The sequence below is a fragment of the Mycobacterium sp. NTMscope_MAC_12 genome (assembly GCF_976985675.1).
In genome coordinates this window covers 4956280-4978930 of the sequence record NZ_CDRJYY010000001.1, presented here as the reverse complement: position 1 = coordinate 4978930, position 22651 = coordinate 4956280, and the positions used below count along the sequence as shown (strand labels likewise).

Sequence of the window (22651 nt, the reverse complement as noted above, 5' to 3'; positions counted from 1 at the left end):
TGGCGATCGCGCTACAGCGGCCGGACCGTGCCGGTCAGGTGGGGGTAACCCTTGGCGACGTTGCGCAGCGAAAGGTCCCAGCCGCCGTCGTGTTCGTCGATGTAGAGACCGGCCGTCGCGGGCAGCACCATTGGCTTGCCGAAGCGCACCGAGTACCGCACCGCGTCGGGAATCGCGGCTTCGACGTTGGCCAATACGGCCGCGGCGCTGAACATTCCGTGCGCGATCACGGTGGGAAATCCGAACAGCTTGGCCGCGATCGGGTTGGTGTGGATCGGGTTGTGATCGCCCCCGACGACGGCGTAGCGACGGATGAGGCCCGGGCTGATGCGCAGCACGGTGGGCGGTGGCGCCAGCTTGGGCTGCTTCTGTGGGGGCGGTTTGGGTTCGTCGGACAGGCTGGTGCGTTGCTGGTGCAGGAACGTCGTCACCTGATGCCACGCGGTGTCGTTGCCGACGCTGACATCGGTCACCAAGTCGACCAGCAGGCCCTTGCGGTGCTCGCGCAGGTTCTCGGCGTGCACGTGCACGCCGACGGTGTCGGTGACCGCGATCGGGCGGTACTGGGTGATGTGGTTTTCGGTGTGCACCGATCCCATTGCGGCAAACGGAAAGTCGAACCCGGTCACCAGCGACATCAGCGCCGGAAAGGCCAACGCGAAGGGGTAGGTCAGCGGCACGCAGTTGCCGTAGCGCAGGCCGGTGACCGCCGCGTACTCGGCCACGTTCGTGCGGTCGATGGGCAGTTCCTCGATGGTGACGGTGCGGGTGGGCACCCCGCTGCCGCGGGACACCACCGGCAGGGCCCCGGCGGCCGCGCGCAGCATGTTCTTCAGGCCGCTTGGCTGGTTCATCACTTTCTCCTGACGTTCAGGCGCCCAGCATGGCCTGGCCGCAGACGCGAATGACGTTGCCGGTCACCGCGTTCGAGGCCGGGCTGGCGAAGTAGGCGATGGCCTCCGCGACATCCACCGGCTGGCCGCCCTGCAGCAGCGAGTTCATCCGGCGGCCGACCTCGCGGGTGGCCAGCGGGATGGCGGCCGTCATCTGGGTTTCGATGAATCCCGGTGCGACGGCGTTGATGGTGATGCCCTTGTCGTAGAGCTCCGGCGCCAACGCCTGGGTCAGTCCGATCATCCCCGCCTTGGTGGTGGCGTAGTTGGTCTGGCCGCGGTTGCCCGCGATGCCCGCCATCGACGACAGGCCGACCACCCGGCCGCCTTCGCCGATGCTGCCGTTGCCCACCAGCCCCTCGGTAAGGCGCAGCGGGGCAAGCAGATTGACGGCCAGGACGGCATCCCAGCGCGCGTCGTCCATGTTGGCCAGCAGCTTGTCGCGGGTGATCCCGGCGTTGTTGACCAAGACGTCCGCGCGGCCGCCGTGATGCTCGCGCAGGTGCTCGGTGATCTTGTCGACGGCATCGGGGGCGGTGACGTCGAGCCACAGCGCGGTGCCCCCGACCCGGCTGGCCGTTTCGGCCAGCGCCTCGGCGGCCGATTCGACGTCGATCGCGACGACGCGCGCGCCGTCGCGGGCGAACACCTCGGCGATCGTCGCACCGATGCCGCGGGCCGCGCCCGTCACGATCGCGACCTTGCCGTCCAGCGGCCGCTCCCAGTCACCCGGCGGGGTGGAGTCCGCCTCCCCGACGTAGAAGACCTGGCCGTCGACGTACGCCGACTTGGCCGACAGGATGAACCGCATCGTCGACTCCAGGCCCGTCGCAGCGGGTTTGGCGTCCGGCGACAGATACACCAGCGCCACCGTGGTGCCGTTGCGCAGCTCCTTGCCCAGCGAGCGGGTGAAGCCCTCCAGCGCGCGCTGCGCGATCCGCTCGTGCGGGCTGGCGGCACCGTCGGGCGTGGTGCCGACCACCGCCACGCGCGCGGAATGGCCCAGGTTGCGCAGCAGCGGGGTGAAGAACTCGTACAACCCCTTGAGCCCCTCGGGCGTGGTGATGCCGGTGGCGTCGAAGACCAGCCCGCCGAACTTGTCGGCCCAGCGCCCGCCCAGGTTGTTGCCCACCAGGTCGTAATCGGCGTCCAGTGCCGCGCGCAACGGCTCGACGACTCTGCCCTCCCCGCCGATCAGCAGCGCCCCGGACAGCGGCGGATCACCGACGCGGTAGCGGCGCAGCGTCTCGGGTTGGGGAACACCGAGCTGCTTGGCGAGAAACGAACCAGGACCGGAGTTGACGATCTGAGAGAACAGATCGGACGAGACCTTGGGAGCCACCGGAGCTACCTTCCATGTTCTTGCGAAGTCGGGGTATGCCTACAGCACAACCGTATCGAGGACGAACTTACTGCAGAGTAAGAACAGTGGGTAGTATGGCCCCAGACGGGCGAATCCCAAACCGATAGACCGCACGAGCACGGAGAAGACAGTGGCCCCTGCAAGTTCTGAGGTAAGTACACCGGCTGCTCAGCGCAGCTCCGAGCGGCGACGCGTCGCCATCCTGGGCGGCAACCGCATTCCGTTCGCCCGATCCGACGGCGCCTACGCCGAGGCTTCCAACCAGGACATGTTCACCGCCGCGCTGGGCGGGCTCGTCGATCGCTTCGGGTTGGCCGGCGAGCGGCTCGGGGTGGTGGTCGGTGGCGCCGTGCTCAAGCACAGCCGGGACTTCAACCTGACGCGCGAGTGCGTGCTCGGCTCGCAGCTGGCGTCGTACACGCCGGCGTTCGACTTGCAGCAGGCCTGCGGCACCGGGCTGCAGGCGGCGATCGCCGCCGCCGACGGCATCGCGGCCGGCCGCTACGAGGTGGCCGCCGCCGGCGGGGTGGACACCACCTCCGACGCGCCGATCGGCCTCGGCGACAACCTGCGCCGCACCCTGCTCAAGTTGCGCCGCGCCAAGTCCAACGTCCAACGGCTGAAGCTGGTGGGCACGCTGCCCGCGACCCTGGGCGTCGAGATCCCGGTCAACAGCGAACCGCGCACCGGGCTGTCCATGGGGGAGCACCAGGCGATCACCGCCAAGCAGATGGGCATCGCGCGCGTCGCCCAGGACGAGCTGGCCGCGGCCAGCCACCGCAACATGGCGGCCGCCTACGACCGCGGCTTCTTCGACGACCTCGTCACGCCGTTTTTGGGGCTGTACCGCGACGACAACCTGCGGCCGGACTCGTCGGCGGAGAAGCTGGCCAAGCTGCGGCCGGTGTTCGGCGTGAAGGCCGGCGACGCGACGATGACGGCCGGGAACTCGACCCCGCTGACCGACGGCGCGTCGGTCGCGCTGCTGGGCACCGACGAGTGGGCGGAGGCCCACTCGCTGACGCCGCTGGCCTACCTGGTGGACTCGGAGACGGCGGCGGTCGACTACGTCAACGGGCGCGACGGCCTGCTCATGGCCCCGACGTACGCGGTGCCGCGGCTGCTCGCCCGCAACGGCCTGGCCCTGCAGGACTTCGACTTCTACGAGATCCACGAGGCGTTCGCGTCGGTGGTGCTGTGCCACCTGCAGGCCTGGGAATCCGAGGAGTACTGCAAGGGGCGGCTGGGGCTGGACGCCGCGCTGGGCTCGATCGACCGGACCAAGCTCAACGTCAACGGTTCCTCGCTGGCCGCCGGCCACCCGTTCGCCGCCACCGGCGGGCGGATCCTGGCCCAGGCCGCCAAGCAGCTCGCGCAACGTAAGGCCGAGCAGAAGGGCGCGGGCAAGCCCGTGCGCGCGCTGGTCTCGATCTGCGCGGCGGGCGGCCAGGGCGTGGCCGCGATCCTGGAAGCCTGACCTTCGGGCCCATGAGATGGGTCACATCGGGTTAGCGATCAGAGGCGACGGGTATCCGTGACCCCGGATAGCCCCGTGTTGTGGTCTGACCCCCCGACCCCGACGGCAATACGGGGCATCCCCCGGAACGACCGCCTGTCAGTCATTACCGACGGGCGTCCGAAAAGGGCCGCCGCTGGAGTGAGGGGATCCAGCGGCGGCCTTTTTGGTTGCTTCGACGGACCGACTCCTCCGATGTAACCGCGGTATTGGGCATTGCGGTGATCGCCCGGTCGCGTTCGGCCGATCAGGTGCGGTCGTGGAGGGTGACGTGGTAGCCGTCGGGGTCGGCGAAGGTGAATGTCCGGCCGAAGGGGCCGTCGATCGGTGCGGAGACGATGGTGTGGCCGTCGGCGACGAGAGCATCGTGGATGTTCTGGACGTCGGTGGCGTGCACCCAGATCGCGGCACCGATGCCGGGCTGAGCCATGGATGCGAGGTCGGTGCCCGGAGCGACCTCGCGGAGTGCGAACGCGATTGGCTTCGTTTCGAATACAACGGCGTGCGGAGGTCCGGCCGGCGAGCGGACGAGGCCGAGGTACTGCTCGTAGAACGCCTGCGATGCGTCGAGGTCGCGCGCTTGCAGGGAGATGAAGTCGGGGCCGGTGGCGGGCATGACGCTGCTCCTTCGATTCGTGTCAGTATTCTGACATAGCAACGTATGTCAGAATACTGACATGAGTCAAGAGGGTGTCGGCGTAGACCTGGATACGTCCCTGGGCTACGCGCTGAAAGAGGCGTCGAGTGCGCTGCGCGCGGCCATGGAGGAGGTGCTGCGCCCGCTCGGGATGAGCGTGACGCACTACTCCTGCCTCGAGTTGCTCGCGCAACGGCCGGGTTTGTCGAACTCCGAGCTGGCGCGGGGCGCGTTCGTGACACGGCAGTCGATGAACGTGCTCCTTCAGGCCCTGGAGCGAGACGGCCACGTGGCCCGGCCCGCGGAGGCACCCGTCGGGAAGGTTCTTCCCACGCGCCTCACGCCGCGTGGCCGACAGAGCCTGGAGAAAGCCAGCAAGGCGGTCCGGTCCGTCGAGGTCAGAATGCTGGCCGGCCTGACCGAGGCCGAGCGGTCAGACGCTTTCCGGATCCTGCACAGCATGACCCGTTCCCTGCGCGATGGCCCGGGTAGGAGTGCACCCGAACGATAAAACCCCTCGCCGGCGCACAAAAATCCCCCGCTTCGCACGCGAAGCGGGGGATTTGTGCGTCCTTCGAAGGCCTAGAAGGCGGCCTCGTCGAGCTCCATGATGTCGTTGTCCAGCGTCTCGATGACCTCGCGGGTGCTGGTCAGCATCGGCAGGAAGTTCTTCGCGAAGAACGATGCCACCGCGACCTTGCCCTCGTAGAAGGCCTTGTCGTCACCGGTGGCGCCGGCGTCGAGCGCCGCCACGGCCACCGCCGCCTGACGCTGCAACAACCAGCCGATGACCAGGTCACCGACGCTCATCAGGAAGCGCACCGAACCCAGACCCACCTTGTACAGGCTGGTCACGTCCTCCTGCGCGGCCATCAGGTAGCCGGTCAGCGAGGCCGCCATCGCCTGCACGTCGGTCAGGGCCTTGGCCAGATGCTCGCGTTCGGTCTTCAGCCGCCCGTTGCCGGACTCGCTGTCGACGAACGTCTGGATCTGCTCGGACACGTGGGCCAGCGCCACACCCTTGTCGCGGACGATCTTGCGGAAGAAGAAGTCCTGCGCCTGGATGGCGGTGGTGCCCTCGTAGAGCGAGTCGATCTTGGCGTCCCGGATGTACTGCTCGATCGGGTAGTCCTGCAGGAAGCCGGACCCACCGAACGTCTGCAGGCTCTCGGTCAGCTTGGCGTAGGCCTGCTCCGAGCCGACACCCTTGACCACCGGCAGCATCAGGTCGTTGACCTTGACGGCCAGCTCCGCGTCCACCCCGTGCAGGGCCTCGGCCACCGCCGAGTCCTGATAGGTCGACGTGAACAGGTACAGCGCGCGCAGACCCTCGGCGTAGGCCTTCTGGGTCATCAGCGACCGGCGCACGTCCGGGTGGTGCGTGATGGTCACGCGCGGTGCGGTCTTGTCGGTCATCTGGGTCATGTCCGCGCCCTGGACGCGAGACTTCGCGTACTCCAACGCGTTCAGGTAGCCCGTCGACAGGGTCGCGATGGCCTTGGTGCCCACCATCATGCGAGCCTGCTCGATCACGTCGAACATCTGCGCGATGCCGTTGTGCACCTCGCCGACCAGCCAGCCCTTGGCGGGAACGTCGTGCTGGCCGAAGCTCAGCTCACACGTCGCCGACACCTTCAGGCCCATCTTGTGCTCGACGTTGGTGACGAACACGCCGTTACGCTCGCCCAGCTCACCGGTCTCGAAGTCGAACAGGAATTTGGGCACGAAGAACAGCGACAGCCCCTTGGTGCCGGGTCCGGCGCCCTCGGGGCGCGCCAGCACCAGGTGGAAGATGTTCTCGAACAGGTCATCGGAGTCGGCGGAGGTGATGAATCGCTTCACACCGTCGATGTGCCAGGATCCGTCGTCCTGCTTGACGGCCTTGGTCCGCCCGGCGCCGACGTCGGAGCCGGCGTCCGGCTCGGTGAGCACCATGGTCGAACCCCAGCCGCGCTCGGCGGCCAGGACGGCCCACTTCTTCTGCTCCTCGGTGCCGAGGTGGTACAGGATGTTGGCGAAGCCCGCGCCACCGGCGTACATCCAGACGGCGGGGTTGGCGCCCAGGATGTGCTCGTGCAGCGCCCACAGCAGCGACTTGGGCATGGCCACGCCGCCGAGGGCCTCGTCGATGCCGACCTTGTCCCACCCGGCCTCGATGACGGCGTGGACGGACTTCTTGAAGGATTCCGGCAGCGTCACCGAGTGCGTCTTCGGGTCGAAAACCGGCGGGTTGCGGTCGCCCTCGACGAACGAGTCGGCGATCGGCCCCTCGGCCAGCCGGCTCATTTCGTTCAACATTTCGCGGGCCGTGTCGACGTCCAGGTCGCTGTATTCGCCCTGGCCCAAGGCCTTGTCAACGCCCAATACCTCGAACAGGTTGAACGCCTGGTCGCGGACGTTGCTCTTGTAGTGGCTCACTACGGTCCTCCTCGTTGAGAATGCCACTTGTGGTTGGGTACTAGGTCTAAGTTACCCACCAGTAACAACACCTAAAATATCGTTAGCGTCAGTGGGATGCAAGCGGATGTGAGCTAGATTTCATTACCTAATTAACCAACCGGTTGGGGAGGGCGCGCTGATGCCGTCGCAAACCCGTTCTACCTGCGGCGACGGGGTCGGCGCGGTCGGTGTGCGGGCCGTCACTGCGGTGCCGGTCGTGGACCTGCGGGCCGACCCGGGGCGGTTGCGGGACGGCCTGCGCGAGGCCGGCCACCGGGTCGGGTTCTTCTATCTGACCGGTCATGGGGTTCCACCGGAATTGGTGACGCGGGTGCTCGGGGCCGCGCGCCGGCTCTTCGCGCTGCCGCAGGAGGACAAGGACGCCGTCGCCATGGTGCGCAGCCCGCACTTCCGCGGCTACACCCGCCTGGGCGGCGAGGTGACCCGCGGTCAGGTGGATTGGCGCGAGCAGATCGACATCGGGCCGCAGCGCCCGCCGATCGGCGGGCTGGGAAAGTCCGACTACCGGTGGCTGCAGGGGCCCAACCAGTGGCCGGCCGCGCTGCCGGAGCTGCCCGGAATCGTCGAGGAGTGGGACGCCGCGCTGTCCGCGGTGGCCCGCACCCTGCTGCGGCACTGGGCGGCCGCGCTGGGCAGCCCGGCCGGCGTCTTCGACCCGGCCTTCGCCGAAACCCCGGCCACGCCGATCAAGCTCATCCGCTACCCGGGGCGCGCGGCCGGCCCCCAGGGCGTGGGCGCGCATCGGGACGCCGGGGTGCTCACGCTGCTGCTGGCCGAGCCGGGCAGCCGGGGCCTGCAGGTGCGGCGGACGAGCGATGGCAACTGGATCGACGTGCCCCCGCGCGACGGGGCGTTCATCGTCAACATCGGTGAGCTGCTGGAGGCGGCGACGCGCGGCTACCTGCGGGCCACCGAGCACCGGGTCAACCTGCAGGGCCCGGCGGCCGACCGGATCTCGGTGCCCTACTTCTTCAACCCGCGCCTCGACGCCCGGATACCCGTGCTCTCGCTGTCCCGAGAACTCGAGGCGAGCGCCGGAACGGATTGGACGCCGTCCCAGGATCCCGACGACCCCATCTTCTCGGTCTACGGTCGCAATGCCTGGAAGAGCCGGCTGCGCTCGCACCCCGATGTCGCTTCCGCGCACGGGTATTCGGCAGAACGCTTAGAAAACGGGTAAGGGTGGCCGCGCCGGGGCGACGTCCGCCGGGTAGGGTCGAGCCCGAAAATACGTCTGGCGCTCTAGGGGCGAAAAAGTCCGGTGAACTCGAACAACAAGCTGACAGCGTCGTCACTTCGTGAGGCCTTCGGTCATTTCCCGTCTGGCGTGGTGGCCATCGCCGCCGAGGTGAACGGAACCCGGGAAGGCCTGGCCGCCAGCACCTTTGTGCCCGTCTCGCTGGACCCGCCGTTGGTGTCGTTCTGCGTGCAGAACACCTCCACGACGTGGCCCAAACTCAAGGACCTGCCCATGCTGGGCATCAGCGTGCTCGGCGAGGCCCACGACGAGGCCGCCCGCACGCTGGCCGCCAAGACCGGCGACAGGTTCGCCGGCCTCGAGACCGTGTCCCGGCCCACCGGTGCGGTCTTCATCAAGGGCACCGCCCTGTGGCTGGAAAGCGCGATCGAACAACTCATTCCCGCCGGCGATCACACCATCGTCGTGTTGCGGGTCAGCGAGGTGACCGTGGACGCCGAGGTGGCGCCCATCGTGTTCCACCGGAGCAGTTTCCGCCGCCTGGGCGCCTGAACCGGCGTCCGGCCGCGCGCTAGGGGCGGTGGCTCAGCTCTTCCCGGAAACCTTGGATGCGGCTTTCGAGTTCGGCGGCGTCGTTGTGCCGCCCTTCCTTCTGCGCGAGCTGGGCACGCACCGACAATTGCCGAATCGCGGTCCGAATGTTGTTGATGCTGGCGGTTTCTCGCCTGGGTTCCATGAGCTGCCTTTCCGGTCGTGGTACACGGCCGCCCGTCCCCGGACGGCCCGACAGGATGCAGGTTGGTTACCCGGGTACCGCGGCGGCCTAACCCCGCAAACCGGGCGGGTGCGCGCGGCGCGTGCGCTCAGCGACGGAACAGCTTGTTACCGAGCCACACCACCGGGTCGTATTTGCGGTCGGCGACGCGCTCTTTCATCGGGATCAGCGCGTTGTCGGTGATCTTGATGTTCTCCGGGCAGACCTCGGTGCAGCACTTGGTGATGTTGCAGTAGCCCAGGCCGTGCTCTTCCTGGGCTTCCTTGCGCCGGTCGCGGGTGTCCAGCGGGTGCATCTCCAGCTCGGCGATCCGCATCAGGAAGCGGGGGCCGGCGAACGCCTTCTTGTTCTCCTCGTGGTCGCGGACCACGTGGCACACGTTCTGGCACAGGAAGCACTCGATGCACTTGCGGAACTCCTGCGAGCGCTGGACGTCCGCCTGTGCCATCCGGTACTCGCCGGGTTGCAGGTCCTTGGGCGGCGCGAAAGACGGGATCTCGCGGGCCTTCTCGTAGTTGAACGAGACGTCGGTGACCAGGTCCCGGATCACGGGGAACGTCCGCAGCGGGGTGACGGTGACGACCTCGTCCTCGGCGAAGGTCGACATCCGGGTCATGCAGAGCAGCCGCGGGTAGCCGTTGATCTCCGCGGAGCACGAGCCGCACTTGCCCGCCTTGCAGTTCCACCGGACCGCCAGGTCGGGCGTCTGGGTCTGCTGCAGGCGGTGGATGATGTCGAGGACGACCTCACCCTCGTTGACCTCGACGGTGAAGTCCTGCAACGCACCGTTGGCGTCGTCGCCGCGCCACACCCGCATCGTCGCGTTGTAGGTCATTTACTTCTCCGTCCTGGGTGTCCGCCCTGGATGCCCGGCGAGTTCCTCGTCGGTGTAGTACTTCTCCAGCTCGGCGATGTCGAACAGTTCCAGCAGATCGGGCCGCATCGGCGTCTGCTCTTTCTTCGTGATGGTGATGTCGGGGATCACCGCGCCTTCAACGTCGCCTGGCTCGGCGACTGCCTCGCAGACCAGCAACAGCTTGCGCCACGACGAGTCCATCGACGGGTGGTCGTCGCGGGTGTGCCCGCCGCGGCTCTCGGTGCGCTGCAGCGCGGCCTTGGCGACGCATTCGCTGACCAGCAACATGTTGCGCAGGTCGATGGCCAGGTTCCAGCCCGGGTTGTAGCGGCGCTGCCCCTCCACGTGCAGGTTCTTGAAGCGCTCCCGCAGCTTGTCGAGCCGGGCCAGGGCCTCGGAGACCTCGTCGGCGTTACGGATGATGCCGACCAGGTCGTTCATCGACTGCTGCAGCTCCAGCTGCAGGGTGTAGGGGTTCTCGCCGGGGCCGCCGCCGGCCGGCGCCTCGAAGGGGGACAGCGCCCGCTTCGCCGCCGCGTCGACGGCGCCGTCCCCGATCGTCGGGCGGCTGCTCAGCGCCCGCACGTAGTCGGCGGCGCCCAGGCCGGCGCGCCGGCCGAACACCAGCAGGTCCGACAGCGAGTTGCCGCCCAGCCGGTTCGAGCCGTGCATGCCGCCGGAGCATTCGCCGGCGGCGAAGAGCCCGGGCACGGTGGCCGCGCCGGTGTCGGCGTCGACCTCGACGCCGCCCATCACGTAGTGGCAGGTCGGTCCGACTTCCATCGGCTCCTTGGTGATGTCGACCCCGGCCAGCTCCTTGAACTGGTGGTACATCGAGGGCAGGCGGCGGTTGATCTCCGCCGGCGTCAGCCGCGACGCGATGTCGAGGAAGACGCCGCCGTGCGGGCTGCCCCGGCCGGCCTTGACCTCGGAGTTGATCGCGCGCGCGACCTCGTCGCGGGGCAGCAGGTCAGGAGTGCGGCGGGCCGAGTCGTTGTCCTTGAGCCACTGGTCGGCCTCTTGCTCGGACTCGGCGTATTGCCCCTTGAACACCGACGGGATGTAGTCGAACATGAACCGCTTGCCGTCGGAGTTCTTGAGCACGCCGCCGTCACCGCGGACGCCCTCGGTGACCAGGATCCCCTTCACACTCGGCGGCCACACCATGCCGGTCGGGTGGAACTGGACGAACTCCATGTTGATCAGCGACGCGCCCGCCCGCAGGGCCAGAGCGTGACCGTCACCGGTGTACTCCCAGGAGTTCGAGGTGACCTTGAACGACTTGCCGATGCCGCCGGTGGCCAACACCACCGCGGGCGCCTCGAACAGGATGAAGTTGCCGCTTTCGCGGATGTAGCCGAACGCTCCGGCGATCGCGTCGCCGTCCTTGATCAGCTCGGTGATCGTGGTCTCGGCGAACACCCGGATCCGGGCCTCGTAGTCGCCGAGTTCGGCGTAATCCTCCTGCTGCAGCGAGACGATCTTCTGCTGCATGGTGCGGATCAGCTCCAGGCCGGTGCGGTCACCGACGTGCGCCAGCCGCGGGTAGGTGTGCCCGCCGAAGTTGCGCTGGCTGATCTTGCCGTCCTTGAGGCGATCGAACAGCGCGCCATAGGTTTCCAGCTCCCAGACGCGGTCCGGGGCCTCCTTGGCGTGCAGTTCGGCCATGCGCCAGTTGTTGAGGAACTTCCCACCGCGCATCGTGTCGCCGAAGTGGGTCTTCCAGTTGTCCTTCGGGTTGGTGTTGCCCATCGAGGCCGCGCACCCACCCTCGGCCATCACCGTGTGGGCCTTGCCGAACAGGGACTTGCACACCACCGCGACCCGCAGGCCGCGTTCACGCGCTTCGATGACCGCACGCAATCCCGCGCCGCCGGCGCCGATGACGACTACGTCGTAGGCATGCCGCTCGACATCAACCATGAAAACCCTCGCTAGCTAAGTTCTGATTTTGTGAGTCAAATGGCTTTTCAGCCAACAAATCTCAGGTCGCTGATGGCGCCGCTGGCGACCAGTGCGATGTAGAAATCGGTGAGCATCAGGGTGCCCAGCGTGATCCAGGCGAACTGCTTGTGCCGGGTGTTGATGGCGCTGACCTGCGTCCAGATCCAGTACCGCACAGGGTTTTTGGAGAAGTGCTTGAGCCGACCGCCGGTGACGTGCCGGCACGAGTGGCAGGACAGCGTGTAGACCCACAGCATGATGACGTTGCCCAGCAGGATCAGGTTGCCCAGGCCGAAGCCGAATCCGCCCGGCCCGCTGTCGGAATGGAAGGCGACGATCGCGTCGTAGCTGTTGACGATCGAGATGAGGCAGGCGATATAGAAGAAGTACCGGTGGGTGTTCTGGATGATCAGCGGGAACTTGGTCTCGCCGCTGTAGTGCACGCGCGGCTCGGCCACCGCGCACGCGGTGGGCGACTGCCACACCGTGCGGTAGTAGGCGCCGCGGTAGTAGTAGCAGGTCAACCGGAACAGCAGCAGGAACGGCAGCGACAACGCCGCGTACGGCAGCCACCACACGTCCGGCAGGAACTGCGGCCAGATGTCGCCGGCCTCACCGCAACCCTTGCTGACGCACGGCGAGTAGAACGGCGTCAGGTAGTGGTACTTGGGGACGAAGAAGTAATTCTGCTGGAACGCCCGGGCCGTCGCGTAGATGACGAATGCGGCGAAGCCGAGGTCGATCCTCAGCGGCGACATCCACCACCGGTCGGTGCGTAGGGTCCGTTGCTGGATACGGGCGCGCGTGGGTGAAAAGACACCGGACGCAGGACGGTTCGCCGTAGGTGCGCTCATCTAGTTGTTCCTCTTCGAACGGGCTGTCTGTCGAAGGGTACACAGATGCAAGCCCCCCTCCCGCGGGGGGCATGGGTCGGGGTGTTCGGGTTGTTCAGGACCTGTTGTGACCCCCGACGCCCTCGTCGTCGACGTCACGCCAGAATTCGCTGTCGTACTGGGTGTCGGGAATGACGATCTTCTCGCCGGACTGCTGCACGGTGGCGCCCGCGAGGTCCAACTCGGACACGTCGGTATCGAGCAAGTCGACGTCGGACAGGATGCGGTCCGCGTCGATGATGATGCGGCGCATCGCGGGGCTGTCGCCGTATCGCGACCGCAGGGAGCTCACGCACCGCCGAAGGCCGCCGATCAGGTCGTGCAGTTCGGCGAATTCGGTCGTGTCAGTCGCGCTCGGTGTGCTCCTCAAGGGATCTCCTCGGCAGTGTTTCGGATCACAGTTCGCCCTCAATACTATCCACGGCACAGCCGAACGTCAGACCATTGAGCCCCGACGCCAAGGGAGCAAACACTGATGACGGGCCCCACCACGCCGGCCGAACGCGCCGCCACCCTGTTGACGCTGCACCGGCCGGGCAACCCGGTGATCCTGCCAACCGTGTGGGACGCCTGGTCGGCGCGGCTGGCCGCCGGCGCCGGGTTCGCCGCACTCACCGTGGGCAGCCACCCGGTGGCGGACTCCATCGGCAAACCCGACAACGAGGGCATGTCGTTCGACGACGTCCTGGCCCGCGTCGCGCAGATCACCGCGGCGGTGGACGTGCCGGTGTCGGTGGACATCGAATCCGGCTACGGGCTCCCGGCGGACCGGCTGATCGAGGGGCTGCTGAGCGTCGGGGCCGTCGGGCTGAACATCGAGGACACCGTGCACTCGGAGGGCAAGCGGCTGCGGTCCGCCGACGAGCACGCCGAACTGGTCGGCGCGCTGCGATCGGCCGCCGACGCGGCCGGAGTGCATGTGGTCATCAACGCCCGGACCGATCTGTTCCTGCGCCAAGACGGCGAGGAGTCCGACCGCGTCGACCGCGCCGTGGCGCGGCTGAATCAGGCGGCTGCCGCCGGCGCCGACGTTCTCTACCCGGTCGGTCGCCACCACCCCGACACGTTGCGGCGCCTGACGGCGGAATTGGCGTTGCCGGTCAACGCGATCGCGCTGCCCGACCAGGACGACCCGGCGTCCTTCGGTCCGCTGGGCGTGGCGCGGATCAGCTTCGGTCCCTTCCTGCAGGCCGCGCTGACGGGCCGGGCCAACGAGCTGCTCGCCCGCTGGGGCTGACGCCCAGCAGACACAAAGGCCCCCGATACGCGGTGCGTGCGGGGGCCTTTGCGTCGTGTCGGCGCCTTACTTGGTGATCGAGATGCGCTGCGCCTGGTTCCCGGCATAAGCACCGGTGACCCGCACGGTGAGCACCCCGGCGTCATAGGACGCCGTGATGGCGTCGCCGGTGACGTGGGCCGGCAGCTGGAACGACCGGCGGAACGAGCCGTACCGGATCTCCCGCAGCGTGCGACCCTCCTTCTCCTCCGAATGTTCGTCGCGGTGCTCGCCGTGGATGACCAGGCGACCGCGGTCGACCTCGACGTTCACGTCCCGGTCGACGTCCACGCCCGGAAGCTCGACCCGTACGATCGCGTCGTCACCGTCCTTGACGATCTCGGCGGCGGGCTTGAAACCGCTGCTCACCGGGTTGTTCCAGTCCGCTGCGGCGGCGGGGCCGAAAAAGTCGCGCAACCACCGGTCGGTGTCCCAGGCCGGTCGCGACCACAGTGCGAGGTTGCTCATGGTGCTTCCCTTCCAATTCCTTGATCTTCGTTGTGAGATTCCTGTGACCGGCGCTCCGACGACCGGCTACTAGTAGGAACATGAGTCGACCACGCTTAAGTTCCAGCTGGCCGTTCGCCGGCAGCGAACGATCAATCACAGTCGTCCCTGTGAGTTGTGAGATCCTCGTCATAGGACTGTCACATTGCGCGAAAAAGACGTAATTTCTGGCCGTTACTCTCAAAGCCATGTCTGCAGACGGGATTTCGCGCGCAAGCTGTGCGCCGCGTCACATCATCGTAGTCGGACATGGCATGGTGGGCCACCGGTTCGTCGAGGCGCTCCGCGCCCGCGACACCGAGGGCCGTTGGCGCATCACGGTTTTCGCCGAGGAGACCGACGCGGCCTATGACCGCGTGGGGCTGACCTCCTACACCGACAGCTGGGACCGCAAGCTGCTCGCACTGCCCGGCAACGAGTACGACGGTGACGACCTGGTCCGGCTGGTGTTGAACCAGCGGGTCACCGAAATCGACCGCGCGGCAAAGTCAGTGCTCACCGCCGACGGCCAGCGCCACGACTACGACGCCCTGGTCCTCGCGACCGGCTCCTACGCGTTCGTGCCGCCGGTGCCCGGCCACGATCTGCCCGCCTGCCACGTGTACCGCACGCTCGACGACCTCGACGCCATCCGCGCCGATGCCCAGCGCGCGGCGGACACCTCGCACGCGACCGCGGGCGTGGTCATCGGCGGCGGCCTGCTCGGCCTGGAGGCCGCAAATGCGCTGCGCCAGTTCGGGTTGCGGACCCACGTCATCGAGATGATGCCGCGGCTGATGGCCCAGCAGATCGACGAGGCCGGCGGCGCGCTGCTGGCCCGGATGATCGGCGACCTGGGCATCTCCGTCCACGTCGGCACGGGCACCGAGTCCATCGAATCCGTCGACCACCCGGACGGTTCCACGTCGGTGCGGGTGCGCCTGACCGACGGCCAGGAAGTCGACGCCGGCCTGGTGATCTTCGCCGCGGGCATCCGCCCGCGCGACGAGCTGGCGGTCGCCGCCGGTCTGGCGCGCGCCGAGCGTGGCGGGGTGCTCACCGACGTGTCCTGCCGCACAAGCGATCCCGACATCTTCGCGATCGGGGAGGTCGCCGCGATCGACGGCCGGTGCTATGGACTGGTGGGTCCTGGCTACACCTCCGCCGAGGTGGTGGCCGATCGCCTGCTGGACGGGGTCGCGGAATTCGGCGAGGCGGACCTGTCCACCAAGCTCAAACTGCTGGGCGTCGACGTCGCCAGTTTTGGTGACGCGATGGGTGTCACCGAGAACTGCCTCGAGGTCGCCATCAACGACGCGGTCAACCGGACGTACGCGAAGCTGGTGCTCTCCGACGACGCCAAGACCTTGCTCGGGGGCGTACTGGTCGGCGACGCCTCGTCCTATGGAGTGCTGCGGCCGATGGTCGGCAGCGAGCTCCCCGGGGACCCGCTCGCGCTGATCGCGCCGGCGCAATCCGGTGGCGGTGAGGCGTTGGGCATTGGGGCGCTGCCGGATTCGGCGCAGATCTGCTCGTGCAACAACGTCACCAAGGGCGATCTGAAATGCGCGATCGCCGACGGCTGCGCCGACGTTCCCTCGCTGAAGTCGTGCACCTCGGCCGGCACGTCGTGCGGGTCGTGCGTGCCGCTGCTCAAGCAGCTGCTGGAAGCCGAGGGCGTCGAGCAGTCCAAGGCGCTGTGCGAGCACTTCAGCCAGTCGCGCGCCGAGCTTTTCGAGATCATCTCCGCCACCGAGCTGCGCACCTTCTCCGGGCTGCTCGAGCGCTTCGGCCGCGGAAAGGGTTGCGACGTCTGCAAACCCGTGGTCGCCTCGATCCTGGCGTCCACGGGCTCGGACCACATCCTGGAGGGCGAACAGGCCTCGCTGCAGGATTCCAACGACCACTTTTTGGCCAACATCCAGAAGAACGGCAGCTATTCGGTGGTGCCCCGGGTCCCCGGCGGCGACATCAAGCCCGAGCACCTGATCCTGATCGGCCAGATCGCCCAGGACTTCGGCCTTTACACCAAGATCACCGGCGGCCAGCGCATCGACCTGTTCGGCGCGCGGGTGGACCAACTGCCGGAGATCTGGAAGCGCCTGGTCGACGGCGGCATGGAATCCGGCCACGCGTACGGCAAGGCGCTGCGCACGGTGAAGAGCTGTGTGGGCACCGACTGGTGCCGTTACGGGCAGCAGGATTCGGTGCAGTTGGCCATCGACCTCGAACTGCGGTACCGGGGGCTGCGCGCGCCGCACAAGATCAAAATGGGTGTCTCGGGTTGCGCGCGGGAGTGCGCCGAGGCCCGCTCCAAGGACGTGGGTGTCATCGCCACCGAAAAGGGCTGGAACCTCTACGTCGGCGGCAACGGCGGGATGACCCCCAAGCACGCGCAGCTGCTGGCCAGCGATCTCGACACCGAGACGCTGGTCCGGTACGTCGATCGGTTCGTCATGTATTACATCCGGACGGCCGACCGGCTGCAGCGCACCGCGCCGTGGGTCGAGTCGCTCGACGGCGGCCTGGATCACGTGCGCGAGGTCGTCTGCGAGGACTCGCTGGGCCTGGCAGAAGAATTCGAGGCCGCAATGGAGCGGCATGTGCAGAACTACAAGTGCGAATGGAAGGGGGTGCTCGACGATCCGGACAAGCTGTCACGCTTCGTGTCGTTCGTCAACGCCCCCGACGCCGTCGATTCGACGGTGACATTCACCGAGCACGCCGGGCGCAAAATCCCTGTGTCCATTGGTATGCCGACGGTCCGCGAGGACAACTCCGAAGGAACGAGGAAGGTATCATGACGCTTCTCAACGAGATTGCCGTGTGGACCAGCGCCTGCTCCTACGACCACCTCATTCCGGGTCGCGGCGTCGGTGTGCTGCTCGACGACGGTTCCCAGGCCGCCCTGTTCCGGCTCGACGACGGGTCGGTGCATGCGGTGGGTAACGTCGACCCGTTCTCCGGGGCGGCCGTGCTGTCGCGCGGCATCGTCGGCGACCGCGGGGGCTGCGTCACGGTTCAGTCGCCGATATTGAAGCAGGCGTTTTCGCTCGAAGACGGTTCCTGCCTGGACGATCCGACCGTGTCGGTGCCGGTGTACCCGGTGCGGATCACCGCCGACGGCCTCGTCCAGATCGGCCGCGACGACCAGGCGCGGGCGGCCTGAGCGCACGGCCGCTCACCGCGTGATGTCGCCGACCAGGTAGCGCTGCATCGTCGGGCCGATCGCGTCGACGAGCGCGTCCACCGACATCGAGTGCAGCGGCTCGGAGCGGATGCCGTAGCGCATGATGCCCAGGCCCACGAGCTGGGAGGCGCACAGCGAGGCCCGCGTGGCGGCCTTGTCGGCGCCCAGGATTTTCAGCAGCGGGCCGAACACCGGGCCGACGAAATTGCTTTGGACGATTTCGGCGGTCTTGGCCATCCCCGTGGACGCGACCGCGCTGGCCGCGAACGGCCCGCCCCCGGCGGCATCCCAGGTGGTGATCAGCATCGCCAGGGTCCGGCGGCCAACCTGGTTGACCCCTCCGGTGACGATCCGGTCGATGAATTCCGGTGTGCCGAACGGCAACCGCAGCACCTTGGCGACCGGGTCAAGGAGCCCACGCGACGGCTCTTCGCGACGGGGCATGGTGCCAGGATCGCCGGTTCGCGCCCAAAGATCAAGGAATTGGCCGCAACGCGCGCGCGTGGCTGATTTGCTGGGGGCCCGATCGGCGCGGCGCATGCCGGGCGGTGGCGGCGAGGGCGGGCGGCAGTGCGCGGCGGAATCGGTTCGCGATCAGGCGCGCCAGGCCGGGATGGGTGCCCAGCGGTTGACTGACCAAATCGGCGCCGCAGCCGTGCAGCCGTTGTTGGAACAGGCCGTCGGCCAACAGGTAGGAGGCGACCACGACGCGTCCACCGTGGCGGCGAGCCCGGACCATGGCCCGTTCCACCGCCTCGTGCAGTTGCGGATCGCCGGTGGCCGCGAACGCCAGACTCACCCGTGATCCGGTGAGCGCCGACACCAGCGTCGCCGTGGTGTGCAGGTCCGACCGGGCCTTGTCATCCGAGGTGCCCGCCGCCGCCAGAATCACCGAATCACCGGGCCGCCAACCGCATTTCAGCAGCTGGTCGCCCACGATCCGCGCGATCTGGCCGCTCGGGCCCAGCGCGGGGGTGACGGTCACGCTCGGATGGCCGCTGATCGCGACGTGGGCGGGCAGGTCCGCCCGGACGTGATAGCCGCGCGACAGGAATGCCGGCACCACGATCGCCGGCCGGCCGGCGGTCTTCGCTGCGGACAGCACCTCGCTGGGGGTGGGCCCCACCACGTCCACGAACGCGACGTCGACCGTGTCTCCGACGAGCGTACCCACTTGCGCCGCAAGGGTTTCGATCATCGCCACGCCGCCGGGCCTGCGGGTGCCGTGTGCCGCCAGGATCAGTGCCATGGGGATTCGTCCGGATGGTCGATCGCGAGCCGGTAGCCACGCTTGACCACCGTCGCGACGATGTTCTTGTCGCCCAGCGCCGTTCGCAGCCGCAGCACGGCCGTATCGACGGCGTGGGGGTCGTTGCTGTTGCCGGGAAGTACCCGCAGCAGGTCGTTGCGCGCGACGACGTCGCCGGGACGGTCCGCCAGCGCCCGCAGCGTCGCCATCCCCGATCCCGACAGGGACCGCGGCGAACCGTCGACCAGCACGCAGGTCCCGCGGATCTCCAGCTCGTGACCGGCCGCGCGGATGGTGCACGACCGCAGGGACGGGAGCTCCTGGGCGATGTGACGGGCCAACGCCCCCAAGCGCATTCGTTCGGGCGACGACGTGGGGATCCCCGCGCGGATCAACGGTTGCGCGGTGACCGGGCCCACGCACATCGCATGCACGTCGCTGCGAAGTGCTTGCAGCAGTTGGTCTTCGACGCCCAACTCGCGGCTGCGCTCGAGCAGCGCCGCGCCGGCTGGTGCCGAGGTGAAGGTCACCGCGTCGAACTGTCGCCGGGCGATCGCGGCGACGAGTTGGTCGAAGCCGCCGCCGGCCGGCGTTGGCTTCCAGCGGTATACGTGGATGGGGACCACCTGGGCTCCCGCGGACCGCAATCCGTTGAGGAATTCCGGGAACGGGTCCCAAGCGTCGGCCGCGCCGTGCAGCTGGACGGCGACCCGCTTGCCGGCGACATTCGATTCGAGCAGGTATCGCAGGACCTCGCGGGACGATTCGGACTTGGGGGACCACTCCTCGTGCAGGCCTGCGGCGCGCAACGCGCCCGTCGCCTTCGGCCCGCGGGCCACGATCCGCGCTCGCGACAGCGCCGCCAGCAGCTGGGTGGCCAGGCCCCAGCCGTCGGCCGCGGCGACCCAGCCGCGAAAGCCGATGCCGGTGTGCGCCACCAAGATATCGGGCGGCTGGGCGATCACCGCTTCGGTGTGGCGGTGCAGTTCTTCGTCTTCGGGCAGCGCGATGAGATTGATGGCCGCGGCGCTGGAGACCTCCGCGCCGTTGCGGCGCAGCAACGCGCACAGCTCTTCGGCCCGGTTCGCCGACGTCACGGCGATCCGGTAGCCGGTCAGCGGCGCGGAGTCTGGTGGGGCCAGTTGGGGGGCCATATGAAGTGTGTATGCCTGCGACGTTTCGGTTGCGTTACCGAGCAATTGCTGGGTCATTGCCCGTGTTGCGAGTCCGCTCACACATGCGCGACCTCGGCTTCCTGTCGCGCATCCCAGCGGCCCGGGGCCGTGACGGGACGCCGGACGTAGACCATCCAGGTCATGATCGCCGCGCCGACGTAGGACGCCAAAAACACCCAGTACGCCGCCGTCTCGGTGCCGGTGCTCAGGTAGGACTGCCGCAGCGCCAGGTTGATTCCCACGCCGCCGAGCGCGCCCACCGCGGAGCAGATGCCGATCAGCGATCCCGACTGCGCGCGCGCCCAATGACGTCGGTCGTCTTCGCTCATGTCCAGCCCGCGACTGCGCGCCTCATAGACCGTCGGAATCAACTTGAACACCGACCCGTTTCCCATGCCGGACAGGATGAACAGCACCATGAAGCCGGCGACGCAGCCGACCAGGCCGACGGAGCGCGCCACGGCGTGGTGGTCCTCGAGGGCGCTGAAGGTGACCAACAGAGCGGCCGCCAGCGTCATCCCGGCGAGGACGCCCAGCGTGACGCGGCTGCCGCCGACGCGGTCGGCCAGCCGGCCACCATAGATGCGCGCCAAGGAGCCCAGCAGGGGGCCGACGAATGCCACCTGCGCGGCGTGCAGTGCGGCGTGCTTGTCGCTTTCCCCGCTCTCCAGGAAGTGGACCTGCATCACCTGGCCGAAGGCGAAGGAGAAGCCGATCCAGGAGCCGAAGGTGGCGATGTAGAGCAGCGAGATCACGTGGGTGTCGCGCTCGAACAGGATCGAGCGCATGGTGCTCAGCTGGGTGCCGTGGTGGATGTTGTCCATGAACAACGCCGCCGCGATCCCCGCGACGACCAGGAACACCAGATAGATCGCGCACACCCAGTACGGGGCCTGGTGCCCGGCGGTGGCCAGCGCCACCAGGCCGGCCAGCTGGATCACGGCGACGCCGAGGTTGGCGACGCCGGCGTTGATCGCCAGCGCGGCGCCCTTGAGCCGCTGGGGGTAGAAGGCGTTGACGTTGGCCAGCGACGCCGCGTAGTTGCCGCCGCCGAGGCCGGTCAGCGCGGCGCACAGCACGAAAAGCCCCAGCGGCAGACCGGGATTGGCCAGCAACGCGATCGTGCCCGCCGTCGGGATCACCAGCACGAAGGCCGAGAACGTCGTCCAATTGCGACCGCCGAAGGCGGCGATGCCCAGGGTGTAGGGGATCCGGGCGCAACCACCGACCAGGGTGGCCACCGCGCCCAGCAGCAGCTTGTCGCCGGCGGAGAAGCCGTAGACGGCCCCGGGCATGAACAGCGCCATGACGGGCCACAGCGTCCAGATCGAGAAGGCCACGTGGTCACCGACGATGGTGCCGAGCAGATTGCGCCGGGCGATCCTGTCGTTGCCGGCCTGCCAGGCCGCCGCGTCTTCCGGATTCCAGTCCGCGACGCGGTGGTTGCGGCCCGCCGAAAACCCTTGGGCGCGTTGGCATATGGACGCGACGCGTGCGTGCATACCGATCCCTCTCCTCGCAAGCAGTTCGGGGTCTGGCCGGCGACGCGTGTGGGCGCCCCGCATGAAGGGGCATGCCCCGCCGTAGATTCCGATGCTCACATCTAGGACGCGAGCGGGTCAACCGGAACCGGCCGATATCGGCTGTTAGTTGATTACCAGTTATCTGGTAAGTCCCTGTAGGGCGATCCGGCCACACGACAGCGGGCCGCCCGTGGGCGAATACCGATCGCCGCCAAGTGATCTCACACCGGTACGCGGGTCGATGTGAGCTGTCCTACAGTCGATCGCCCCGCGAGGCCGCCGGAATTGCGTTAGCCGAACGGCCAACTCGCGACGGCGGCGCCGGCCATGGCGCCGACGGGAGTCCGCGGCCGCGCCCAGTGCAGTTGCACCGACTGGCCGGGCCGCACCTGGGCGATCTTGTCGACGTCCTCGTCGATCACCACGCCCACCACCGGATAGCCACCGGTGACGGGGTGGTCCGGCCCAAGGATCACCGGTAAACCGTTGGGCGGCACCTGGATTGCGCCGCGGGTGGCACCCTCGCTGGGCAGCTGCCGGTCCGGGTGGCGGCATTGCAGGGGGCGGCCGACCAATCGCATGCCCACCCGGTCGCTGCGATCGGACGCCACCCAAGCGGTGCGCACCAGCGCGTCGGGGTCGAGGAACCAGTCGTCGCGGGGTCCGGGCACCACGGAGAGCTCGACGACGGTGTCGGTGATGGCCGCCACCGGCGCCTGGTCCAACTCGGGGTAGTCCGCGGTGTGCTCGCCGATCGGGAGCCGGTCCCCGGCCCGCAGGGGCGACGGCCCGATGGCCGACATGACGTCGTAGCTGCGCGAGCCCAGCACCGGCTCCACGCAGATCCCGCCGCGGACCGCGAGGTAGCTTCGCAGCCCCGCCCGCGGGGCGCCCAGGGAGATCACCTGGCCGTCGCGCACGTGCTGAATGCTGTTGGTGCCGAACTTGATTCCGTCGACGGTCGGATCGGTGTCGGCGCCCGTCACCGCGATGTCGACGTCGCTGCCCCGGACCCTGGCCGCGAACCCGCCGAACGTCACCTCCACGGTGGCGCGGTCGTCGGGGTTGGCCACCAGCCGGTTGGCCAGTGTGTGCGCGCGCCGGTCGGCGGCCCCGGACCGGCTGACGCCGAGGTGCGCCAGTCCCGGCCGGCCGAGGTCTTCGACGACGGCGAGCGGTCCGGTGCGGAGGATCTCCAGGACTGCCACGGTTGCCTC

At 68.3% G+C, this 22651-nt stretch carries 22 protein-coding genes; 7 read left to right on the top strand and 15 right to left on the bottom strand.

The genetic code is table 11. The features are described 5' to 3' along the window. Window positions 1-11: 11 nt before the first annotated feature. Both AC0KS4_RS23110 and AC0KS4_RS23105 read right to left on the bottom strand, forming a co-directional pair. Complete coding sequence (locus tag AC0KS4_RS23110) at window positions 12-854, bottom strand: MaoC/PaaZ C-terminal domain-containing protein (protein ID WP_225329348.1); 843 nt, start codon at window positions 852-854, stop codon at window positions 12-14. Between the two features lie 16 nt (window positions 855-870). Then, complete coding sequence (locus AC0KS4_RS23105) at window positions 871-2235, bottom strand: 3-oxoacyl-ACP reductase (RefSeq protein ID WP_225329349.1); 1365 nt, start codon at window positions 2233-2235, stop codon at window positions 871-873. Between the two features lie 151 nt (window positions 2236-2386). Here AC0KS4_RS23105 and AC0KS4_RS23100 point away from each other — a divergent pair, with 151 nt between their 5' ends. Then, the gene (locus AC0KS4_RS23100) at window positions 2387-3733 is read left to right on the top strand and encodes an acetyl-CoA C-acetyltransferase (RefSeq protein WP_225329350.1); all 1347 of its coding nucleotides are present in this window, start codon (window positions 2387-2389) and stop codon (window positions 3731-3733) included. 286 nt (window positions 3734-4019) lie between these two features. Here AC0KS4_RS23100 and AC0KS4_RS23095 read toward each other — a convergent pair whose 3' ends face one another. Continuing rightward, window positions 4020-4388 carry a VOC family protein gene (locus AC0KS4_RS23095; RefSeq protein WP_225329351.1) on the bottom strand — a complete coding sequence of 123 codons (369 nt, stop codon included), beginning with the start codon at window positions 4386-4388 and terminating at the stop codon, window positions 4020-4022. 61 nt (window positions 4389-4449) lie between these two features. On the opposite strand from AC0KS4_RS23095, the gene AC0KS4_RS23090 reads away from it, so the two are divergent. Further along, window positions 4450-4920, top strand: coding sequence for a MarR family winged helix-turn-helix transcriptional regulator (locus AC0KS4_RS23090; RefSeq protein WP_225329352.1), 471 nt, complete (start codon window positions 4450-4452; stop codon window positions 4918-4920). A gap of 71 nt (window positions 4921-4991) precedes the next feature. Here AC0KS4_RS23090 and AC0KS4_RS23085 read toward each other — a convergent pair whose 3' ends face one another. Continuing rightward, a complete protein-coding gene (locus AC0KS4_RS23085) occupies window positions 4992-6827 on the bottom strand; it encodes an acyl-CoA dehydrogenase (protein WP_225329353.1) in 1836 nt (611 codons plus the stop codon). A 160-nt stretch (window positions 6828-6987) separates the two neighbouring features. Here AC0KS4_RS23085 and AC0KS4_RS23080 point away from each other — a divergent pair, with 160 nt between their 5' ends. Together AC0KS4_RS23080 and AC0KS4_RS23075 are read left to right on the top strand one after the other, a co-directional pair. Beyond that, window positions 6988-8049 carry an isopenicillin N synthase family dioxygenase gene (locus tag AC0KS4_RS23080; RefSeq protein ID WP_238957059.1) on the top strand — a complete coding sequence of 354 codons (1062 nt, stop codon included), beginning with the start codon at window positions 6988-6990 and terminating at the stop codon, window positions 8047-8049. An 81-nt stretch (window positions 8050-8130) separates the two neighbouring features. After that, window positions 8131-8619 carry a flavin reductase family protein gene (locus AC0KS4_RS23075; RefSeq protein ID WP_225329355.1) on the top strand — a complete coding sequence of 163 codons (489 nt, stop codon included), beginning with the start codon at window positions 8131-8133 and terminating at the stop codon, window positions 8617-8619. A gap of 19 nt (window positions 8620-8638) precedes the next feature. Here AC0KS4_RS23075 and AC0KS4_RS23070 read toward each other — a convergent pair whose 3' ends face one another. The 5 genes from AC0KS4_RS23070 to AC0KS4_RS23050 form a co-directional block, all read right to left on the bottom strand. Next, window positions 8639-8803 carry a hypothetical protein gene (locus AC0KS4_RS23070; protein WP_008261761.1) on the bottom strand — a complete coding sequence of 55 codons (165 nt, stop codon included), beginning with the start codon at window positions 8801-8803 and terminating at the stop codon, window positions 8639-8641. A 127-nt stretch (window positions 8804-8930) separates the two neighbouring features. Further along, window positions 8931-9677 carry a succinate dehydrogenase/fumarate reductase iron-sulfur subunit gene (locus AC0KS4_RS23065; protein WP_225329356.1) on the bottom strand — a complete coding sequence of 249 codons (747 nt, stop codon included), beginning with the start codon at window positions 9675-9677 and terminating at the stop codon, window positions 8931-8933. Then, window positions 9678-11621, bottom strand: coding sequence for a fumarate reductase/succinate dehydrogenase flavoprotein subunit (locus tag AC0KS4_RS23060; protein WP_238957058.1), 1944 nt, complete (start codon window positions 11619-11621; stop codon window positions 9678-9680). Between the two features lie 47 nt (window positions 11622-11668). Continuing rightward, window positions 11669-12496 carry a hypothetical protein gene (locus tag AC0KS4_RS23055; RefSeq protein ID WP_225329358.1) on the bottom strand — a complete coding sequence of 276 codons (828 nt, stop codon included), beginning with the start codon at window positions 12494-12496 and terminating at the stop codon, window positions 11669-11671. A 94-nt stretch (window positions 12497-12590) separates the two neighbouring features. Further along, the gene (locus AC0KS4_RS23050; protein ID WP_225329359.1) at window positions 12591-12905 is read right to left on the bottom strand and encodes a hypothetical protein; all 315 of its coding nucleotides are present in this window, start codon (window positions 12903-12905) and stop codon (window positions 12591-12593) included. A gap of 105 nt (window positions 12906-13010) precedes the next feature. Here AC0KS4_RS23050 and AC0KS4_RS23045 point away from each other — a divergent pair, with 105 nt between their 5' ends. After that, window positions 13011-13772 (top strand): isocitrate lyase/PEP mutase family protein, encoded by a 762-nt coding sequence (locus tag AC0KS4_RS23045; RefSeq protein ID WP_238957057.1) that lies wholly within the window; start codon window positions 13011-13013, stop codon window positions 13770-13772. A 66-nt stretch (window positions 13773-13838) separates the two neighbouring features. Here the strand turns inward: AC0KS4_RS23045 and AC0KS4_RS23040 are convergent, their stop codons facing one another. Beyond that, on the bottom strand, window positions 13839-14279 hold the full coding sequence (locus AC0KS4_RS23040; protein ID WP_238957056.1) for an Hsp20/alpha crystallin family protein: 441 nt from the start codon (window positions 14277-14279) through the stop codon (window positions 13839-13841). Window positions 14280-14506: 227 nt separating this feature from the next. On the opposite strand from AC0KS4_RS23040, the gene nirB reads away from it, so the two are divergent. After that, the gene (nirB, locus tag AC0KS4_RS23035; protein ID WP_238957055.1) at window positions 14507-17101 is read left to right on the top strand and encodes a nitrite reductase large subunit NirB; all 2595 of its coding nucleotides are present in this window, start codon (window positions 14507-14509) and stop codon (window positions 17099-17101) included. Next, entirely contained in the window at window positions 17098-17466 is a 369-nt protein-coding gene (gene nirD, locus AC0KS4_RS23030; protein ID WP_238957054.1) for a nitrite reductase small subunit NirD, read from the top strand. Before nirB ends, nirD begins: the two co-directional genes overlap by 4 nt. A 12-nt stretch (window positions 17467-17478) precedes the next feature. Here nirD and AC0KS4_RS23025 read toward each other — a convergent pair whose 3' ends face one another. The 5 genes from AC0KS4_RS23025 to AC0KS4_RS23005 form a co-directional block, all read right to left on the bottom strand. After that, window positions 17479-17931, bottom strand: a complete 453-nt coding sequence (locus tag AC0KS4_RS23025) for a TetR/AcrR family transcriptional regulator (RefSeq protein WP_225329363.1) — start codon at window positions 17929-17931, stop codon at window positions 17479-17481. Window positions 17932-17962: 31 nt separating this feature from the next. Then, complete coding sequence (locus AC0KS4_RS23020; RefSeq protein WP_238957053.1) at window positions 17963-18736, bottom strand: sirohydrochlorin chelatase; 774 nt, start codon at window positions 18734-18736, stop codon at window positions 17963-17965. Then, the gene (locus tag AC0KS4_RS23015; RefSeq protein ID WP_225329384.1) at window positions 18727-19878 is read right to left on the bottom strand and encodes a uroporphyrinogen-III synthase; all 1152 of its coding nucleotides are present in this window, start codon (window positions 19876-19878) and stop codon (window positions 18727-18729) included. Before AC0KS4_RS23015 ends, AC0KS4_RS23020 begins: the two co-directional genes overlap by 10 nt. An 89-nt stretch (window positions 19879-19967) precedes the next feature. Then, window positions 19968-21413: a nitrate/nitrite transporter gene (locus AC0KS4_RS23010; protein WP_238957052.1), complete on the bottom strand. Its 1446-nt coding sequence runs from the start codon at window positions 21411-21413 to the stop codon at window positions 19968-19970. 311 nt (window positions 21414-21724) lie between these two features. Further along, window positions 21725-22642 carry a 5-oxoprolinase/urea amidolyase family protein gene (locus tag AC0KS4_RS23005; protein ID WP_238957051.1) on the bottom strand — a complete coding sequence of 306 codons (918 nt, stop codon included), beginning with the start codon at window positions 22640-22642 and terminating at the stop codon, window positions 21725-21727. Window positions 22643-22651 lie beyond the last annotated feature (9 nt).

Excerpts from the sequence above, each read along its gene's own strand:
- AC0KS4_RS23070 (WP_008261761.1), bottom strand. The coding sequence starts at position 8,803 with ATGGAACCCAGGCGAGAAACCGCCAGCATCAACAACATTCGGACCGCG.
- AC0KS4_RS23080 (WP_238957059.1), top strand. The coding sequence starts at position 6,988 with ATGCCGTCGCAAACCCGTTCTACCTGCGGCGACGGGGTCGGCGCGGTC.
- AC0KS4_RS23060 (WP_238957058.1), bottom strand. The coding sequence starts at position 11,621 with ATGGTTGATGTCGAGCGGCATGCCTACGACGTAGTCGTCATCGGCGCC.
- AC0KS4_RS23055 (WP_225329358.1), bottom strand. The coding sequence starts at position 12,496 with ATGAGCGCACCTACGGCGAACCGTCCTGCGTCCGGTGTCTTTTCACCC.
- AC0KS4_RS23095 (WP_225329351.1), bottom strand. The coding sequence starts at position 4,388 with ATGCCCGCCACCGGCCCCGACTTCATCTCCCTGCAAGCGCGCGACCTC.
- nirD (WP_238957054.1), top strand. The coding sequence starts at position 17,098 with ATGACGCTTCTCAACGAGATTGCCGTGTGGACCAGCGCCTGCTCCTAC.
- AC0KS4_RS23090 (WP_225329352.1), top strand. The coding sequence starts at position 4,450 with ATGAGTCAAGAGGGTGTCGGCGTAGACCTGGATACGTCCCTGGGCTAC.
- AC0KS4_RS23040 (WP_238957056.1), bottom strand. The coding sequence starts at position 14,279 with ATGAGCAACCTCGCACTGTGGTCGCGACCGGCCTGGGACACCGACCGG.
- AC0KS4_RS23025 (WP_225329363.1), bottom strand. The coding sequence starts at position 17,931 with ATGCCCCGTCGCGAAGAGCCGTCGCGTGGGCTCCTTGACCCGGTCGCC.
- AC0KS4_RS23065 (WP_225329356.1), bottom strand. The coding sequence starts at position 9,677 with ATGACCTACAACGCGACGATGCGGGTGTGGCGCGGCGACGACGCCAAC.
- nirB (WP_238957055.1), top strand. The coding sequence starts at position 14,507 with ATGTCTGCAGACGGGATTTCGCGCGCAAGCTGTGCGCCGCGTCACATC.
- AC0KS4_RS23110 (WP_225329348.1), bottom strand. The coding sequence starts at position 854 with ATGAACCAGCCAAGCGGCCTGAAGAACATGCTGCGCGCGGCCGCCGGG.
- AC0KS4_RS23020 (WP_238957053.1), bottom strand. The coding sequence starts at position 18,736 with ATGGCACTGATCCTGGCGGCACACGGCACCCGCAGGCCCGGCGGCGTG.
- AC0KS4_RS23045 (WP_238957057.1), top strand. The coding sequence starts at position 13,011 with ATGACGGGCCCCACCACGCCGGCCGAACGCGCCGCCACCCTGTTGACG.
- AC0KS4_RS23010 (WP_238957052.1), bottom strand. The coding sequence starts at position 21,413 with ATGCACGCACGCGTCGCGTCCATATGCCAACGCGCCCAAGGGTTTTCG.